This is a genomic window from Thermoactinospora rubra (assembly GCF_002093975.1).
Lineage (GTDB): Bacteria > Actinomycetota > Actinomycetes > Streptosporangiales > Streptosporangiaceae > Nonomuraea > Nonomuraea rubra_A.
Window position 1 is genome coordinate 68,541 of sequence record NZ_MSZZ01000033.1, and the last position, 17,085, is coordinate 85,625.

At 74.0% G+C, this 17,085-nt stretch carries 18 protein-coding genes and 1 tRNA gene; 10 read left to right on the plus strand and 9 right to left on the minus strand.

Going from position 1 to position 17,085, the window contains the following annotated elements; genetic code table 11:
- Positions 1–10: 10 nt before the first annotated feature.
- Genes BSB02_RS26770 through BSB02_RS26780 form a run of 3 tightly spaced genes read left to right on the plus strand, consistent with a single transcriptional unit; the run spans position 11 to position 2,274 of the window.
- Positions 11–1,177 (plus strand): FAD-binding protein, encoded by a 1,167-nt coding sequence (locus tag BSB02_RS26770; protein ID WP_476756187.1) that lies wholly within the window; start codon positions 11–13, stop codon positions 1,175–1,177.
- The gene (locus BSB02_RS26775) at positions 1,174–1,818 is read left to right on the plus strand and encodes an HAD family hydrolase (protein WP_084963137.1); all 645 of its coding nucleotides are present in this window, start codon (positions 1,174–1,176) and stop codon (positions 1,816–1,818) included. The genes BSB02_RS26770 and BSB02_RS26775 overlap by 4 nt, the downstream gene beginning before the upstream one ends.
- Before the next feature lie 57 nt (positions 1,819–1,875).
- Entirely contained in the window at positions 1,876–2,274 is a 399-nt protein-coding gene (locus BSB02_RS26780; protein ID WP_084963139.1) for a DUF3224 domain-containing protein, read from the plus strand.
- On the opposite strand, the gene BSB02_RS26785 is transcribed toward BSB02_RS26780, so the two are convergent.
- The gene (locus BSB02_RS26785; RefSeq protein WP_084963141.1) at positions 2,271–3,044 is read right to left on the minus strand and encodes an alpha/beta hydrolase; all 774 of its coding nucleotides are present in this window, start codon (positions 3,042–3,044) and stop codon (positions 2,271–2,273) included. The genes BSB02_RS26780 and BSB02_RS26785 overlap by 4 nt on opposite strands.
- A 106-nt stretch (positions 3,045–3,150) precedes the next feature.
- Between BSB02_RS26785 and BSB02_RS26790 the strand changes: the two genes are divergently transcribed.
- Both BSB02_RS26790 and BSB02_RS26795 read left to right on the plus strand, forming a co-directional pair.
- On the plus strand, positions 3,151–4,632 hold the full coding sequence (locus BSB02_RS26790; protein ID WP_084963143.1) for an FAD-binding oxidoreductase: 1,482 nt from the start codon (positions 3,151–3,153) through the stop codon (positions 4,630–4,632).
- Positions 4,633–4,664: 32 nt separating this feature from the next.
- Positions 4,665–6,200, plus strand: coding sequence for an acyl-CoA carboxylase subunit beta (locus BSB02_RS26795; RefSeq protein ID WP_206184907.1), 1,536 nt, complete (start codon positions 4,665–4,667; stop codon positions 6,198–6,200).
- 3 nt (positions 6,201–6,203) lie between these two features.
- On the opposite strand, the gene ftrA is transcribed toward BSB02_RS26795, so the two are convergent.
- Positions 6,204–7,163: a transcriptional regulator FtrA gene (gene ftrA / locus BSB02_RS26800; RefSeq protein ID WP_420855891.1), complete on the minus strand. Its 960-nt coding sequence runs from the start codon at positions 7,161–7,163 to the stop codon at positions 6,204–6,206.
- A gap of 121 nt (positions 7,164–7,284) precedes the next feature.
- A complete protein-coding gene (locus BSB02_RS26805; RefSeq protein ID WP_084963150.1) occupies positions 7,285–8,103 on the minus strand; it encodes a helix-turn-helix domain-containing protein in 819 nt (272 codons plus the stop codon).
- On the opposite strand from BSB02_RS26805, the gene BSB02_RS26810 reads away from it, so the two are divergent.
- Positions 8,102–8,635, plus strand: coding sequence for a TIGR03086 family metal-binding protein (locus BSB02_RS26810; protein ID WP_084963152.1), 534 nt, complete (start codon positions 8,102–8,104; stop codon positions 8,633–8,635). The genes BSB02_RS26805 and BSB02_RS26810 overlap by 2 nt on opposite strands.
- On the opposite strand, the gene BSB02_RS26815 is transcribed toward BSB02_RS26810, so the two are convergent.
- A complete protein-coding gene (locus tag BSB02_RS26815; protein ID WP_084963154.1) occupies positions 8,604–10,382 on the minus strand; it encodes an asparagine synthase-related protein in 1,779 nt (592 codons plus the stop codon). The two genes, BSB02_RS26810 and BSB02_RS26815, sit on opposite strands and share 32 nt — an antisense overlap.
- 132 nt (positions 10,383–10,514) lie before the next feature.
- Between BSB02_RS26815 and BSB02_RS26820 the strand changes: the two genes are divergently transcribed.
- Positions 10,515–11,996 carry a vWA domain-containing protein gene (locus BSB02_RS26820; protein WP_084963156.1) on the plus strand — a complete coding sequence of 494 codons (1,482 nt, stop codon included), beginning with the start codon at positions 10,515–10,517 and terminating at the stop codon, positions 11,994–11,996.
- A 25-nt stretch (positions 11,997–12,021) separates the two neighbouring features.
- Here BSB02_RS26820 and BSB02_RS26825 read toward each other — a convergent pair whose 3' ends face one another.
- Positions 12,022–12,234: a hypothetical protein gene (locus BSB02_RS26825; RefSeq protein WP_084963158.1), complete on the minus strand. Its 213-nt coding sequence runs from the start codon at positions 12,232–12,234 to the stop codon at positions 12,022–12,024.
- 103 nt (positions 12,235–12,337) lie between these two features.
- Here BSB02_RS26825 and BSB02_RS26830 point away from each other — a divergent pair.
- A tRNA-Ala gene (locus BSB02_RS26830) sits at positions 12,338–12,410 on the plus strand.
- Positions 12,411–12,463: 53 nt separating this feature from the next.
- Here the strand turns inward: BSB02_RS26830 and BSB02_RS26835 are convergent.
- The 3 genes from BSB02_RS26835 to BSB02_RS26845 all read right to left on the minus strand — a co-directional run bounded on the left by BSB02_RS26835 (position 12,464) and on the right by BSB02_RS26845 (position 14,169).
- On the minus strand, positions 12,464–12,748 hold the full coding sequence (locus BSB02_RS26835; RefSeq protein WP_084963159.1) for a GYD domain-containing protein: 285 nt from the start codon (positions 12,746–12,748) through the stop codon (positions 12,464–12,466).
- A 24-nt stretch (positions 12,749–12,772) separates the two neighbouring features.
- A complete protein-coding gene (locus BSB02_RS26840; RefSeq protein WP_084963161.1) occupies positions 12,773–13,126 on the minus strand; it encodes a cupin domain-containing protein in 354 nt (117 codons plus the stop codon).
- 92 nt (positions 13,127–13,218) lie between these two features.
- Complete coding sequence (locus tag BSB02_RS26845) at positions 13,219–14,169, minus strand: GlxA family transcriptional regulator (protein ID WP_084963366.1); 951 nt, start codon at positions 14,167–14,169, stop codon at positions 13,219–13,221.
- A gap of 72 nt (positions 14,170–14,241) precedes the next feature.
- Here BSB02_RS26845 and BSB02_RS26850 point away from each other — a divergent pair, with 72 nt between their 5' ends.
- Positions 14,242–15,540: an MFS transporter gene (locus BSB02_RS26850; RefSeq protein WP_084963163.1), complete on the plus strand. Its 1,299-nt coding sequence runs from the start codon at positions 14,242–14,244 to the stop codon at positions 15,538–15,540.
- On the plus strand, positions 15,473–16,108 hold the full coding sequence (locus BSB02_RS26855) for a peptidyl-tRNA hydrolase (RefSeq protein ID WP_084963165.1): 636 nt from the start codon (positions 15,473–15,475) through the stop codon (positions 16,106–16,108). The genes BSB02_RS26850 and BSB02_RS26855 overlap by 68 nt, the downstream gene beginning before the upstream one ends.
- Here BSB02_RS26855 and BSB02_RS26860 read toward each other — a convergent pair.
- On the minus strand, positions 16,092–17,039 hold the full coding sequence (locus BSB02_RS26860; protein ID WP_143591197.1) for a DUF3616 domain-containing protein: 948 nt from the start codon (positions 17,037–17,039) through the stop codon (positions 16,092–16,094). The genes BSB02_RS26855 and BSB02_RS26860 overlap by 17 nt on opposite strands.
- Positions 17,040–17,085 lie beyond the last annotated feature (46 nt).

Genomic DNA, 17,085 nt, shown 5'->3' on the forward strand with positions numbered 1-17,085 from the left:
TTCCCGCGTGATCAGAAATTGGGCGGGCAACGTCACCTACCGCGCCGGGCGGCTGCACAGGCCGGAGAGCATCGAGGAGCTCAGAGCCCTCGTCGCCCGGACGTCGAAGATCAGGGCCATGGGCACCGGGCACTCGTTCAACACCCTGGCCGACTCGCCTGGCGAGCTGGTGTCCCTGGAGCGCCTGCCGTACCAGGTGGAGATCGACTCGGCGGCGCGCAAGGCGAGGGTCGGCGGCGGGATGACGTACGCGCAGGTGTGCCCCCGGCTGCACGAGCACGGGTTCGCGCTGCGCAACCTGGCGTCGCTGCCGCACATCGGCATCGCCGGCGCGGTCGCGACCGGCACCCACGGGTCCGGCGCCGGCAACAGGTGCCTGGCGGCCGAGGTGGCCGGGCTCGAACTGGTCACCGCCGACGGCGACGTGGTCGAGCTGTCCAGGGGCGAGCCCGGCTTCGACGGGGCGGTCGTGTCGCTGGGCGCGCTCGGCGTCGTCACCGCGCTCACCCTCGACCTGGTCCCGGCCTACGAGCTGCGGCAGTACGTCTTCGAGGACGCCTCCCCCGAGGACTACGCCGTCGACGGCTACAGCGTGAGCGTCTTCACCGACTGGAACGTCTCCCGGCTGTGGGTGAAGGACGCCGGCGAGCCGCGCGTCGACGCGCCGCCCGCCGACGGCCCGCGCCACCCGATCCCCGGCATGTCGCCCGAGCACTGCACCCGGCAGCTCGGCGTGCCGGGACCGTGGCACGAGCGGCTGCCGCACTTCCGGGCCGAGTTCACCCCGAGCGCGGGCGAGGAGCTGCAGTCGGAGTTCATGCTGCCCAGGAACCGGGCTGATGAGGCGCTCCGGGCCCTCGCCGAGATCGGCGACCGCGTCAGGCCCGTGCTGCACATCTCCGAGATCCGCACGATCGCGGCCGACGAGCTGTGGCTGAGCCCGTGCCGCGGGCGTGACACCGTGGCCGTGCACTTCACCTGGGTCAAGGCGCCCGAGCGGGTGCTGCCGGTGATCGAGCTGGTGGAGGAGGTGCTGCGGCCGTTCGACCCGCGCCCGCACTGGGGGAAGGTCTTCACCCGCTTCCCCGAGCCCGAGCCGCGCTTCCGCGAGCTGGCCGACCGGTTCGACCCGCGCGGCAAGTTCCGCAACGACCTGCTGACCGGCGTGCTGGGATGACCGTCGCCTCGGTCGTGTTCGACCTGGACGGCACGCTCGTGGACACCATGGGGTCGGTGCCCAGGGCGTACGCGGCCGCGATCCGGGCGCTGGGCGGGCCGGAGGTGACGCCGGACCAGGTCGTCGAGGTCTGGCACATGGGCCCGACGCCGGTCGTGCTGGCCCACTTCCTCGGGCGGGAGGCCACCGAGGACGACCTGGAGTGCTATTTCCGGCACGCCGCCACGGACGTGCGGGTCTTCCCCGGCGTGGCCGACATGCTCCGGGCGCTGGCCCGGACCGGCGTACGGCTCGGCGTCTACACCACCGCCACCCGCCGCGCCGCCGCGAGGGTCCTGGCCTCGACCGGCCTGGCCGGGTACTTCTCCGCGGTCGTCGCGGGCGACGAGGTGGCCAGGCCCAAGCCCGCGCCGGAGGGCCTGGAGCTGGCGTGCGAGCTGCTCGGCGTGCGGGCAGCCGAGGCGGCCTACGTCGGCAACGAGGAGGTGGACCTGCGGTGCGCCGAGGCCGCGGGCTCGCTGGGCGTCCACGCCGCCTGGGACGCGCCCGCCCGGTCCGTGCCTCCAGTGCCTCGCGTGCCGCTGGTCGCCGCCCGCCCGCTCGACGTCGTGACCCTGCTCGGGCTTCCCGGGGAGGAGTAGGCCCGCCTGACCGGTACCTGACGGCGGTTGACAGGTATCGCCCCTAGCGTCGGCCGCATGACCGCCAAAGGCACCTTCGACGTCCACGACTGGACCCCTCAGCCGCCCCTCGCCGACCACGACGGGATCTCCGTCGCCCACGTGACGCTGCGCAAGACCTTCCACGGCGACCTGACGGGCAGCAGCGTCGTGCACATGACCATCGCCACGACGCCCGTCGAGGACTCCCGCTCCTACGTGGCCGTCGAGCGCGTCACCGGCACGCTCGACGGCCGCGAGGGCACGTTCCTGCTCCAGCACAGCGCCGCCATGGACCGCGGCGAGCAGACGCTCCGCATCAGCGTCGTCCCCGACTCGGGCACCGGCGAGCTCGCGGGTCTGCGCGGCGTGATGGACATCCACATCGCGCCGGACGGCGGCCACTCCTACACCTTCGACCACAACCTTGAGGGCTAGCCGGAGCGCCCGGCCAGGTCGGTAACCGCCGCGATCAGCTGGGGGCCGTCGAGGAGCGCCCGGTCGTTGTGCCCGGCGTCCTTCACCTCCACCACCGTGGCGCCGGCCGCCTCGGCGACGCGGCGGCTCATCTCCGGCGGGATGATCGTGTCGCGCGTGCCGTACACCACGGTCGTCGGCACCCGCACCGAGGCCAGGTGCTCGGTCAGCGGGAAGCGGTCGCGCAGCAGCAGCCGCACCGGCAGGAACGGGTAGTTGTGGTTGCCCGCGTCGGCCAGCGAGGTGAAGGGGGAGCGCAGCAGCAAGGCGTGCGGCGGCTGCTCGGCGGCCAGCGCGGCCGCCACGGCCGCGCCCAGGCTCTCGCCGAAGTAGATCACCTTGCCGGACAGGAAGGCGCGGGCCGCGCGTGCGTCCTCCAGCAGGCCCTCCTCGGTCGGCGTGCCGGGATTGCCGCCGTAGCCGCGATAGTCCACGAGCAGCACCGACAGGCCCTCGCGCGCCAGCGCGCGGGCCAGCGGCGCCCGATACAGACGGTTGCCCGCGTTGCCGCCCGTCACCAGCACGGTCACCTCCGAGCGGCCCGGGACGTGCCAGGCGCCCAGCCGCAGCCCGTCCCGGGTCACCAGGGTGACGTCGCGGGCGCCGTCGATCACCGACCCGGCGGGCGGCACGGCACGCGGGTCCGGCAGGTAGATGAGCCGCCGCTGGAACACCCACAGCAGCGCCAGCACCACCGCCACCGCGACCAGCAAGCCGACGACCGCCCTCATGCCGGCCCGGCCGCCTGGGCCATCACCGGCACTCCGAGGCAGTGCTCAGTGTGCGATAGGTCACACTCTTGATGATCTCCCCGGTCTCGTGCGGTAACAAGGGGAGATGGAAAGTTGGTGGGCCTGGGGCCCCGAGCCCGGCCACGACGAGCTGCGCGCCACCGCCCGGCTGATCCGCGAGGCCACGGGGCTCGGCTCGCCGGAGTGGGAGCCGCCCGTCCCCTTCGAGCAGGTACGGCTGCCGCCCCCGCGCGTGCCGGTGCCCGCCGAGCTGGCCGGGTTCTGCACGGCCGAGCCGTACGGCAGGGCCACCCACACCTACGGCCGGGCCTTCCGCGACCTCCTGCGCGCCTACCGTGGCGACTTCCGCACCGCGCCCGACCTGGTGGCCGTGCCCCGCACCGAGGAGGAGGTCACGCGCACGCTGGAGTGGGCGGCCCACGCCGGGGTGGCCGTCATCCCGCGCGGCGGCGGCACGAGCGTGGTCGGCGGCGTGGAGGCCCGCTTCGACGGCCCCGCGCTCGCGCTGGACCTGCGGCGCATGGACCGGGTCCTGGAGGTGGACGCCGCCTCGCGCGCCGCGCTGATCGAGGCGGGCGCATCGGGGCCGGTCCTCAACGCGCAGCTGCCCGGCGAGCTGCGGCTGCGCTTCTACCCGCAGTCCTATGAGTTCTCCACGCTCGGCGGCTGGCTGGCCACCCGCGCGGGCGGCCACTACGCCACCGGCGACACGCACATCGACGACCTGGTGGAGGCGATCAGGGCGATCACCCCGGCGGGCGTGTGGGAGTCGCGGCGGCTGCCCGCGAGCGGCGCGGGCCCCTCGCCGGACCGCCTGCTGCTGGGCTCGGAGGGCACGCTCGGCGTGATCATCCGGGCGTGGGTGCGGCTGCAGCCCCGCCCGGCGGCCCGCGTCTCGGCGCCGGTGCTGTTCGAGGAGTGGGAGGCCGCCGTGGCCGCCGTCCACGAGCTGTCCCAGTCGGGGCTGCGTCCCTCGAACTGCCGCCTGCTGGACGCCCGCGAGGCCGCGCTCGCCGCCCGGGGCGACGGCAGGCACGCCGTGCTCATCGTGGGGTTCGAGTCGGGCCCGGTCGACGCCCTGCTGGCCGCGGCGCTGGAGATCGCCTCGCGGCATCGCGGTCGTGCCGGCGAGGTGCGCCAGGACCGGGACTGGAAGGGGTCGTTCGTGCGCATGCCGTACCTGCGCAATGCGTTCCCGGGCATGGGCGTGCTGGTGGAGACCGTGGAGACGGCCGTCACGTGGGACCGCTTCCCCCGCCTGCACGCCGAGGTGACGGCCCTGGGCGGCGTCACGTGCCGCTTCGCGTTCGTCTACCCCGACGGGCCGGCGCCGTACTACACCGTCATGGCTCCCGGCCGGGAGGTCGCCGAGTGGGACGCGCTCAAGGAGCGGGTCTCGGAGGTCATCCTGCGCGAGGGCGGGACGATCACCCATCACCACGCCGTGGGGCGCGACCACCGGCCCTGGTACGACCGGCAGCGGCCGGAGCCGTTCGCGCTGGCGCTGAAGGCCGCCAAGGCCGCGCTGGACCCCGCCGGGATTCTCAATCCCGGGGTGCTCGTCTAACCTACCGACCAACCGGTATGGGAGGTCGTGACGTGTGGGAGCCTGAACTCGCGGAGCTGCGCCGCCGCAAGGAGCTGGCCCGGCGGATGGGCGGCGCGGAGCGCGTGGCCCGCCAGCACGCCGGCGGCCGCCTGACCGTGCGGGAGCGCATCGCCGCGCTGGCCGACTCCTGGACCGAGGTCGGGGCGCTCACCGGGCGCGCCGCCTACGACGCGGACGGTGCCCTGAAGGACTTCACCCCGGCCAACGTCGTCGTCGGGCGGGCGGTCGTCGGCGGGCGCAAGGTCGTGGTCGTGGGCGACGACTTCACCGTGCGCGGCGGCGCGGCCGACGCGGCCATCCACGACAAGCAGGTGCTCGCCGAGCGCATGGCGGGGGAGATGCGGGTGCCCCTCGTGCGGCTGATCGACGGCACCGGGGGCGGCGGGAGCGTCAGGCAGCTGGAGGAGTACGGGCGCACCTACGTGCCCTTCAACCCCGGGTGGGACCAGGTGGTGGCCAACCTCGGGCGGATCCCGGTGGTGGCGCTCGCGCTGGGACCGGTCGCCGGGCTGGGCGCGGCCCGGCTGGTCACCTCCCACGTCTCGATCATGGTCAAGGAGCTGTCGCAGGTGTTCATCGCCGGGCCCGCCGTGGTCGAGGCGGGCATGGGCGAGCGCGTCGGCAAGGAGGAGCTGGGCGGCTGGCGGGCCGTCTCGGCCGCCGGGACCGTGGACCTGGTGGCCGCCTCCGAGCGGGAGGCGTTCGAGCTGACCCGCCGCGTGCTGTCCTACCTGCCGCAGAGCGCCTGGCAGCGGCCGCCGGTCGGGTCCGGAGGCGAGGCGCCCGACCAGGCGCCGCTGCGGGAGATCGTGCCCAGGGACCGGCGCAAGCCGTACGACATGCGCGCGATCCTCTCGCTGGTGTTCGACCCCGGCAGCGTGCTGGAGCTGGGGCGCCGGTTCGCGCCTTCGTCGATCACCGCGCTGGCCCGGCTCGACGGGCATCCGGTGGCCGTGCTCGCGAGCGACCCCCGCTTCTACGGCGGCGGGATGACGGCGGCCGGCGCCGACAAGATCGCCAGGTTCGTGGACCTCGCCGAGACCTTCAGCCTGCCCGTCGTCCACCTGGTCGACCAGCCCGGCTTCGTCATCGGCACCGCCTCCGAGCGGGCCGGGACCATCCGCCGCGGCGCCCGCGCGCTGGCCGCCGTCTACCAGTCCACCGTGCCCTGGGCCTCGGTCCTGGTCCGCCGCGTCTTCGGCGTGGCCGGGGCCGCCCACCGGCCGCATCACCGGTACGGCCTGCGCATCGCCTGGCCGTCGGGCGACTGGGGGTCGCTGCCCGTCGAGGGCGGGCTGGAGGTGGCCTTCAAGCGCATGCTGGCCGAGGCGGGCGAGGACGCCGAGCGGCTGAAGGCGGAGATCGCGGCGCGGCTGGAGGCGGTGCGCTCGCCGTTCCGCACGGCGGAGGCCTTCCTCGTGGAGGACGTCGTCGACCCGGCGGAGACCAGGCCGCTGCTGGTGGACTGGGTGCGCGACGCCTACGCCGTGCTGGAGCCCGGTCCCCGGCCGGCGACGCGGCCCTGACGATCAGCGCGCCGCGTGCGTGAACGAGCGGCGGTAGGCCGAGGGCGAGGTGCGCATGGCCTGGCTGAAGTGGTGGCGGAAGGTCACCGGGCTGTCGAAGCCGACCGTGGCGCCGATCTCCTCCACGGGCGCCGCGCTGGATTCCAGCAGGGGCAGGCTGGCCGCGATGCGCTGCGAGATCACCCAGCGCAGCGGCGAGGTCCCGGTCCGCTGCTTGAAGCGCCTGATGAACGTCCGCTCCGCCATGTGCGCCCGCCGCGCCAGGCCGGCGACGGTCAGGGGGGTGGCCAGGTTGTCCAGCGCCCAGGCCATGGCGGCGGCCACGCCGTCGGTCTCCTCCTCGACGGGAGCCACCGCGGCCTGGATGAACTGCGCCTGCCCGCCCTCCCGGTGCGGCGGCACGACCAGGCGGCGCGCCACGCTGTTGGCCACGCTCGGGCCGTGGTCCTTGCGCACGAGGTGGATCAGCAGGTCGAGCCCGGCGGCGCTGCCCGCGCTGGTCAGCACGTCGCCGTGGTCGACGTAGAGCACGTCGGGGTTGACCTTCACCTGGGGGAAGCGCCGGGCCAGCAGGTCCGCGTAGCGCCAGTGCGTGGTGGCCTCCCGCCCGTCCAGCACGCCGGCCGCGGCCAGCGCGAACGCCCCGGAGCAGATCGACACCAGCCGCGCGCCGCGACCGTGAGCCCGCCGCAGCGCGCCGGCCAGCGCGGGCGAGACCTCCCCGCGCACGTCGGCCACGCCGGGGACGATCACGGTGTCCGCCGCCGCCAGCTCCTCCAGCCCGTGATCGGTGCGCAGGGTGAAGCCGCCGACCGCGCGCAGCGGGGCGGCGGTCTCCGCGCACACCTTCAGCTCGTACCAGGGCACGTCCAGCTCGGGCCGGGGCAGGCCGAAGACCTCCACGACGCAGCCCAGCTCGAAGGGCGCCATGCCGTCGAAGGCCAGGACGGCGACGGTCGGCAGCCCCGGGGCCCTGACGGGCGGCGGCACGGGCCTGCCGGGCATTGCGGGCTTGTCGGGCGTCCCAGGCTGATCGGGCGTCCCAGCCTGGTCAGGCGGCAGCGGCATGGCGCGATGGTATCGGTCAGCCGGATCCGGCCACCGACCGGGCGTAGGCCGCCGGCGGCACGCCCACCGCGGCGGTGAAGTCGCGCGTCAGGTGCGCCTGGTCGGCGTAGCCGAGCTCGGCGGCCAGCTCGGCCACCTCCAGCCCGTCGGCCAGCCGCGCCGCCGCCTCGTGCAGCCGGAAGCGGCGGATCACCCACTTGGGGCCCACGCCCACGTACTCGTGGAAGAGCCGCTGCAGCGACCGCACCGACCGGCCGGCCAGCGCCGCCAGCCGGTCGACCCGCGTCAGCGCGGGATCGGACTCCGCCATTGCCACCAGGGCGGCCACCTCGTCCACGAGAGGGTCCGGCTCCGGCTCCCGATCGAGCACGAACCGCTCCATGAGGCGCATGGCCTCCTCGTCGTCCGCGCGCAGGACCCGGCGCACCAGCTCGGCCCCGGCCGCGCCGTACATCTCCTGGATCGGCACGAACCGGCCGGTCAGCTCGGACACCGGGCGGCGCAGCAGCGGGCGGAAGCCGCCCGGGCGGAAGCGCAGCCCCACCACCCGGCCCCGGCCGCTGAGCCGCTGGGCGAACCCGTCGCGGACGACCCCGGCCACCCTGGCGAAGTCCTCGCTGATCGTCATGTTGACGTTGGGATGGGTGACGAGCCTTTGCGTGTACGGCTCCACCAGGTCCCACGTGATGACCCAGAAGTGCATGGCGAAGGGGGCGACGGGCGCGGAGCAGGCGTAGGCCGTGTAGGCGAGGGGCGCCTTGTCCGGCTCGACCCAGCCGCGCCGTCGCGTTTGTACAAGCGGCCGAGTCGCTCCTTCCGGGACACTGGCGCCCATGCACGACATCATGACACGTCAGGCGGAGCGCACGGTCGCCCTGGTCGAGGCGGTGCGGGAGGACCAGCTGGGCCTGCGCACGCCCTGCCAGGACTTCGACGTCAAGGCGCTGATCAACCATCTGGAGTGGGTGGCGGCCATCTTCGAGTCCTTCGCGGGCAAGGGGCCGATGCCGCCGCAGGAGCCGTACGCCGGGGACCTCCGCGCCCGCATGGACCGCACGCTGGCCGCCTGGGGCAAGCCCGAGGCGTGGGAGGGAGCGCTGCCCGGCCTGGGGCTGCCCATGGCGGACGTGGCGAGGATGTTCGTGTGCGACCTCGTCGTCCACGGCTGGGACGTCGCGGTGGCCACCGGGCAGGGCTACAAGCCGGTGCCGGAGGCGGTGGCCGAGGCCCTGGACTTCGCCGCGCGGATGGCGCCCATGGGCCGGCAGCAGGGCGCGTTCGGCGAGCCGGTCCCGGTGCCCGAGGACGCCCCGGCCCTGGACCGGCTGCTGGGGCTCACCGGCCGGGATCCGGCCTGGCGACCGTGACGGGCTCCAGGCCCTCCGGCTCCTTGCCCGGGTACACCCCGGTCAGCAGCGTGCTGACGGTGTAGAGGTGCCAGGCCAGGGCGGGCTTGGCGACGACCGGGCCGGCGAACAGGGCGCGCACCTCGTCGGGGTTCACGATCGGCTCCAGCGCGTCGAGGCTGCCGAGCACCTGCTCGCGCAGGATGGCCGACAGCTCGGGGCCGGGCGAGGTGCGCCAGGACCAGCCGCCGCCCGTGGCGACCGTGGGCATGGGCGGCGGCGGGACGTGCTGCCCTGTCAGCCAGTGGGGCCACCGCTTGCGCAGCCCCTGCGTGAACCGCCACGGCTTCCCCTCGATCGGGACATCCCGCAGCTTCGGAGCGAATCGCAGAATAAGGCGATAAATCACCTCTTCTGAGAGCCGCCAGCCCTGGTCGAGGCCCAACGCGGCCCGCACGACCCGGTTGTCCAGGAACGGCCGCACCGGATCGCCCCGGCGCAGCGAGCCGGCCCTGGCGCTGGCCTGCCACCGGCCCACCTTGTACCAGATGTAGATGTGGTCCAGCGCCTCCAGCCGGTCGGGCCGCTCCCGCCACGGCCTGGCCAGCTCGCGGGCGTGCTCGTTGGCCGCCGCGCTGAAGAGCCCGGCGTCCTTGACGAAGGTCGTGTCGATGCGCTTGAGCAGGGCCTTGTCGCTCAGGTCGGTCTGCAGCAGGTTGAGGCTGCCCGCCCGCAGCGTCTCGCCGCTCTGCCCGGACATCGTCGGCTTGCCGGAGTACGGCAGGTAGCTCACGATCGACTCGTACGCCGAGGTCATCCCCTCGCAGGTGCGCAGCGTCTCCCACGCTCTGGCCAGGGGGTGCTCGACCACGACCGCGTCCTTGCTCGCGGTCTGCTGCGGCGGGATGACCGTGTGCTCCACCCCGAGCCGGGCGGCGATCCGCCCCGCCAGGATGACGTCCGGATGGGTGTCCAGGCCGTTGGTCGTCACGCGGAACGGCACCCGCGCGGCGTGCAGCAGCGCGGCCAGGATCCGCGTGTCCCGCCCGCCGGTCAGCGCCAGGTTCACCGGCTCGCCGGCGTCCCTGAGCGGCTCCACCGTGGCCAGCAGCGCCTCGGCCAGCTCGTCGATCGCCTTCCGCTTGAGCCGCGCCGACGCGGGCGGGGGCGCCGCCTCCGGCAGCGGAGTCTCGGTGATGGTACGGCGGCCGCCCCGGATGTCGATGCGCGAGCTCGGACGCAGGGCCGTGACCCCGAGGTAGGGCGTCTCGTCCGACAGGAAGAAGCCCTGCCGGGCCATGGACTGCAGGGCCAGGACGTCGAAGGCGATCCGGTCGTCCTCCCGCGCCACCAGGTGCACCAGCAGCGCCCGGCTGCCGATCACGTGCAGGCCGGGGGTCTCGGCGTAGAAGACCGGGCACACGCGGTTGATCGCGGTGGCGGCGCTCAGCTCGCCCTCGCGCGCCACCCAGGCCGAGAAGCAGCCGCCGACCGAGTCGTCGGGCAGCCTGACGACGTCGCGCGGATCCGCGAGATGCCCGTTCACGCCGACCACCCGGTCGCCCACGGGGTGCAGCAGCGTCGGCCGCCGGGAGTCGTCCGGCTCGTTCGTCCAGGCCAGCAGCGAGACGCCGGGGCGGTGCCACTCCCGTCCTCTGATCACCTCCGGGGGCACCGGGAAGGCGGTCTCGATCACGGAACGGGCCCTGGCCAGGACACGATCCGGAATATCGCCCGCCTTCGCGGCCAGGCCCAAGTAGACGCGCATGGTTCACATGCGTACCGGATGTCCCCGGTTCATCACAACCGATCCAATCTTCGCCACGGTTTGCACTCGCTTGCGTAACGGGCCCGTCCAGGAGCGTCCGGGTTCCGTCGTAGGCGGGTGGAGGTGCATGCCATGAAAACCCGCCCCCTCGTTGTCGTGGTCTTAGCCGCCCTGCTGGGCCTGTCCGCCTGCGGCGGGCCCGGCGGGAGCCAGAGCGGCGCCCACGACCGGGCTCCCCAGCCGGCCCAGGCCGAGTCCAAGACCCAGTCACAGGACGAGTCGCAGGCCAGCGCCGCGCCCGAGGAGGACTCCGCCGCGGCGCAGATCTCCACCTTCGCGCTCGACGTGGACACCGCGTCCTACTCCTACGCCCGCCGTACCCTCACAGAAGGCGGCCGCTGGCCCGAGCCCGCGTCGATCCGGCCGGAGGAGTTCGTCAACTCCTTCCGGCAGGACTACCCCGAGCCGCCGGGCGACGGCTTCGCGGTGCGCGTCGACGGCGCCCGGCTGCCCGGCCAGGAGGACGCCGCGATCGTCCGGGTCGGGCTGCGCACCCGCGCCACCGAGCAGGCCGAGCGCGGCCCGGCGAACCTGACCTTCGTCGTGGACGTCTCCGGGTCCATGGGCGAGGCGGGCCGGCTGGACCTGGTCCAGCACGCCCTCCGCAGGCTGCTGGACCAGCTGGCGCCCGGCGACCAGGTGGCCATCGTGTCCTTCAGCGAGGACGCCCGGGTGCTGGCGGGCATGACGCCCCTGAGCGCCAGGGACGAGCTGCGCGCCGCGGTCGACGGGCTGAGCGTCGGAGGCGGCACCAACGTCGCCGCCGGGCTCGTCAAGGGCTACGAGATCGCGGCCGGCGGCTACCGGCCCGCGGCCACCAACCGCGTCATCCTGCTGTCCGACGGGCTGGCCAACCAGGGCGACACCACCTGGCAGGGCATCCTCGAGCGGGTCAAGGAGCACGCCGGGCGGCGGATCACGCTGCTCACGGTCGGCGTCGGGCGCGAGTACGGCGACGAGCTGATGGAGCAGCTGGCCGACAACGGCGACGGGCACGCCATCTACGTCAGCACCCAGGAGGAGGCCGACAAGGCCTTCGTCGAGCAGCTTCCGGCGACCCTGGAGCTGCGGGCCCGCGACGCCAAGGCGCAGGTGGCGTTCAACCCGTCGGTGGTGGAGGGCTACCAGCTGGTCGGCTACGACAACAGGCGGCTGGCCGCCGAGGAGTTCCGCGACGACTCCCGCGACGGCGGCGAGGTCGGGCCCGGGCACTCCGTGACGGCTCTCTACACGGTACGGCTCAAGCCGGGCGCCTCCGGGCAGATCGCCACGGCCACCGTCCGCTGGCAGGACCCGGACACCAGGCAGCCGGCCGAGGCCAGCGCGACCGTCGCCTCGGCGCAGCTGGCCGAGCGGCTGTGGGCGGACGCCTCGCCGCGGCTGCAGGTGGACGTGGTGGCGGCGGCCTTCGCCCTGTACATGCGCGACCGCGAGGCCTTCGGGATGGACCTCGGGACGCTGGCGGAGCAGGCGCGCCGGCTCGCCGGCGAGGTGGAGGACCCGATGGTGGCCGAGCTGGCCGGGCTCATCGACACCGCCAGGTCGGTCGGCTGACCCGAGGCCGGGGAGCGGGCCCGGGTCAGCGGCGGCCGAAGATCGGCACGTCCGCCCCGGGCCCCGTCCCGAAGTGGTACTCGTAGAGGGCCTGCGCGAACTCGTCCTTGGACAGCAGGCCGTCGAGGTAGCCGTCGCCGTTCATGTCGCTGGAGTCGAAGGCGTAGCCCGCGTTGCGCGCGTGCCGGTTCGTCCCTCGCCCGTCACCCGTCAGTGGGAGGGCTTCCACATGGGTCATGTAACGGAAGGTATCAACTCGGACACCCACTGTGCCGGTGCTTGCGGATGTCCGAGGCACTGGTCGAAGTCCTATAGACTTGCGAGGTGCCGTTCGCGGCAGCGGGGCTATGGCGCAGTTGGTAGCGCGCCTCCATGGCATGGAGGAGGTCTGGGGTTCGAATCCCCATAGCTCCACCCGGTCCTGTGAAGAGGCGGCCGAGCTTTCCGGCTCGGCCGCCTCTTCACTTTCATGACAGCAGCTGGCGCACCTCGTCCATGGAGAAGCAGCGCAACGTCTCCGTCGTGGCGTTGCCGCGGCCGGCGATGAGGAAGGCCAGCTTGGCCATGGTCTCGTCGTCGGGCGCCTCCCCGAGGGCGACCTGGTCGTACTGCCCCATCGTGACGAAGACGCCCAGCAGCCTGCCTCCCATCTCCTCGAAGCGCTGCTTGACCTGCTCCACCCTGTCCGGCAGGGTGGCGACGTCGCGACGGCCCTGGTCGGTCCACCGCAGCAGGGTGACGTAGGTCGGCATGGTTCCCCCGATCCCGCGGCGGCCTCAGCGCCGCTTGGCGTAGTCGCCGAATTCGCCGAAGTCCAGCATGACGCACTGGTCCGAGCCCACGACCTCGGCGTCGTGGTTGGGCGGAATGGTGAATACGTCGCCGGGCCCCACCTCGTGCTCGGTGCCGTCCTGCATGAAGATCCGCATGCGTCCGGACAGGACGTAGCCGAGGTGCGAGACCTCGCACAGCTCGGTGCCGGCGATGGGCTTGACGTTTCGCGACCACCGCCAGCCGGGCTCGAAGGTGCCGCGCCCGACCGTCCGGTCGCCCAGCGTCACCACGTCGGCCCTGCCGTTGCCCTCGAACGGGCGTGTCTCGTCGGGCTTGTCGAAGTTCTTGACCTGCATCTGTGCCACCGTCGTTCCCCCCGTCAATGGCGATTCGTGGGGGTCCTACCCGGCCCGCGTCGCCCGACACGGGGCGCGGACCGCCTGACCCGCTAGGAGGCCCGGAACGTCTGCCGGTAGGCCAGCGGCGAGACCCCCACCACGGCGTTCAGGTGCTGACGCAGCGAGACGGCGCTGCCGAACCCCGAGCGCCGCGCCACCTGGTCCACGGTCAGGTCCGAGGTCTCCAGCAGGTGCCGCGCCAGCTCCACCCGCTGCCTGATCAGCCACTGCGCGGGCGACAGCCCGGTCTCCTGGCGGAAGCGCCGGGTGAAGGTCCGCACGCTCATGCGGGCGTGCCCGGCGAGGGTGGCGAGGTCGAGCGGCTGGTCCAGGCGCTCCAGCGCCCACGCCCGGGTGGCCGCGGTGCCCGTCCCGGAGGCGGGCGGGAGCGGCCGTTCGATGTACTGCGCCTGCCCGCCCTCGCGCCAGGGCGGCATGACGCAGCGGCGGGCCGTACGGTTGGCCACCTCGCTGCCGTGGTCGCGGCGGACCACGTGCAGGCACAGGTCCAGCCCGGCGGCGACGCCGGCGGAGGTCAGCACGTCGCCGTCGTCGACGAACAGCACGTCGGGGTCGAGCCTCACCCGCGGGAACAGGCGGCGGAAGCGCTCGGCGTCGCGCCAGTGGGTGGTGGCCGGGCGGCCGTCGAGGAGCCCGGCGGCGGCCAGGACGAAGGCGCCGGTGCAGATCGACATGACCCGGGGCCTGCCCCGCAGGGCCTCGCGCAGGACGTCCGGGATGGTCCCGTCGCGCACCACCTCGCCGCCGTGGACGCCCGGGACGACGACGGTGTCGGCCCCCTCCAGGGCCTCCAGGCCGTGGTCGGGCAGCACGCTGTAGCCGACGTGCGAGCGCACCGGGCCGCCGTCGACCGAGCACGTGACCACCTCGTAGAGGTGCTCCCCGTCGGCCGTGCGGGCGGCCCAGAAGATCTGCCCGGGCGCGCCGAGGTCCAGCGGGGCGAACTTGTCCAGCACCAGGACCGCTACACGATGCACCATGGCCGGATTCTTGCACACATTGGCTTTCCGGCCACTCGCCGGGCGGCGCCGGGAGCCAGAAGGATCGGGGCCATGCACCGCGCCTGGTTCGTCGCCGCCGTCGCCTTCGTCGCCATCCTGGGAGCAGCGGGCTTCCGCGCCACGCCCGGAGTGATGATCACCCCGCTGCACGAGGAGTTCGGCTGGAGCACCGCCACGATCTCGCTCGCCGTCTCGGTCAACCTCGTCCTGTACGGCCTGACCGCGCCGTTCGCCGCCGCGCTCATGGACAGGTTCGGCATGCGGCGCGTGGTCTCGCTCGCGCTGCTGCTGGTGGCGGCTGGCAGCGGCCTGACGGTCGTCATGACGGCGAGCTGGCACCTGCTGCTCCTGTGGGGCGTGCTGGTGGGCCTGGGCACCGGCTCGATGGCGCTGGTGTTCGTGGCCACGGTGACCGACCGCTGGTTCGTCCGGCACCGCGGCCTGGTCACCGGCGTGCTCACCGCCGCGGGCGCCACCGGCCAGCTGATCTTCCTGCCCGTCCTGGCCCACCTGGCGGGCGGGCCCGGCTGGCGGACGGCCTCCCTCACCGTGGCGGGCGCGGCGCTGGCCGTCGTGCCGCTGGTCTGGTGGCTGCTCCGCGACCGTCCCGAGGACGTCGGCACCACCGCGCTGGGCGCCGAACCCGGCGCCCGCCGTACGGAACCGGTGCGGGCCAACGCGGCGGTCAGGGCCGTCACGGTCCTCGGGCGGGCGGCGCGGACCCGGCCGTTCTGGCTGCTGGCCTGCGGCTTCGCCATCTGCGGCGCGAGCACCAACGGCCTGGTGGGCACCCACTTCATCCCGGCGGCCCACGACCACGGCATGCCGCAGCCGACCGCCGCCGGGCTGCTCGCGCTGATCGGGATCTTCGACATCGCCGGGACCGTCGTGTCGGGCTGGCTGAGCGACAGGATCGACCCCAGGCTGCTGCTCGGCGTCTACTACGGCCTGCGCGGGCTGAGCCTGATGGTCCTGCCCGGCCTGTTCGCGGCCACCGCCGAGCCGAGCATGCTGGTGTTCGTCGTCTTCTACGGGCTGGACTGGGTGGCGACCGTCCCGCCCACCGTGGCGCTGTGCCGCAGGATCTACGGGGCCGACGGGGCCGTGGTGTTCGGCTGGGTGTTCGGCTCCCACCAGGTCGGCGCGGCCGTCGCCGCCGTGGCGGCGGGCCTGACCCGCGACCAGCTGGGCGCCTACGATCTGGCCTGGTACGGCGCCGGCGCGCTGTGCCTGCTGGCGGCGGGAATGTCGCTGGCCGTCGGGCGCGTTGGAAGGCGGCGTGATGATGGTTCTCCCGCTGGTGGTCAGGATCGAGCGAGCCAGCCCGCCGGAGCGCACGGACGCGCTTGAGGCCGCGGCCATGGCCGTGCTGAGCATGCTGGCCGACCCGGGGGAGTGGGCCGGCGAGATCGACGCCTGGGAGGCCAGTGGCAGGATCCGCAAGGTGGTGCGCCGGGCGCGCGGCGCGGAATGGCGCCGGGCCGTCGCGCTGCCGGGCCGCACGATCGAGCACCGCACGGCCGAGGTGCGCGTGCACCCGCCCGTCCCGCTCGACGACTGGCCGCGCGACCTGGCCAGGCTCCAGGTCTCGGGCACCGAGCTGACCGACACCCAGGCGTACGGCGAGCCGCGGCCGCCCGTGCTGTGGGAGAACCCGGCGCTGGGCATGTCCGCGGGCAAGGCGATGGCCCAGGCCGGTCACGCGGCGCAGCTGGCCTGGTGGTCCGCCTCGGCCGAGGACCGGGAGGCCTGGCGCGCCAAGGGCCTGGAGGTGGCCGTGCGCACGGCGGCGCAGGAGCGGTTCGACCGGCTGGCGGCCTCCGGGCGGCCCGTGGTGCGCGACGCCGGGTTCACGGAGATCGCTCCGGGATCGTGCACGTTCGTCGCCGACGTGCCCTGGGTCACCCCAGTGCGATGACGTCGGCGTAGACGCCCTCGGGCGTCAGCCGGTCGGGACACGGGCTGTCGTAGACCACCAGGAGCCCGCCGCCGGGCAGCACGGCCACGCCCTCGGGACGGTCGCAGCCCACCCCGTGCGGCAGCTCCGCCACGACCTCCACCTCGTGCTCGACCGTCCTGCCCGGGTCCGGCCGCCAGCGCGCCAGCCGTACCGGCCCGTCCAGGTCCATGCTGGGCCCGGCGAGCAGCAGCAGGTCCTCGCCGTAGGGGCACATGTCCCGCACGCCCAGGCCGCCCAGGTTCAGGAAGTGCTTGCGGTACGGCTCCCGCATCCGCAGCCGCGCGCCGTCCGCCTCCACCCGCAGGCTCAGCACGCACGCCCAGCCGCGCAGCACCGGGCCGCGCAGCCCCACGTACACCCGGCCGCCGGCCACCGCGATGCCCTCGATGTCCAGGCCGTTGTCCTTGCCGGGAAGCGCCAGGAACGGTCCGAGGTGCGGGTCGTCACGGAGATGGGCGGCCAGGTTGCCGGCTCCCGCCATGATGGCGCCCTTGGCCGGCACGCCGTCGCGCAGCGGCAGCCGTACCAGGACGAACCGGTTCTCCTCCCGCACCACGGTGGCCAGGCGCCGCTCGGGGTCCTTCGAGGTCGGCTTGACGCGGCGGCGCTTGAGGCTGTGCGAGCCGATCGCCCACAGGTGCCCCTCGTGCAGGGCCAGGCCCTCGATGTCGGCCTCGTCGTCGGGACCGGCCGGCAGGTCGACGTAGTCGCCGAGCCGGAAGCTGCGCTGGCCGGCGTACATCTCGCCGGTCCACGTGAGGTGTTCCACCGTGGCGGTCTCGTCGCCCGCGACCCACAGCCCGCCAGAGTCGCCGCGCACGGCGGACAGGTTGGTGTGCGTGCGCGCCGCCCGCGACACCTCGTCAAAGCGCAGTTCGACCCGGTTCACCCCGACATGATGACACTTCGGCCACGACGTGGGCGTGAGGGGCGCG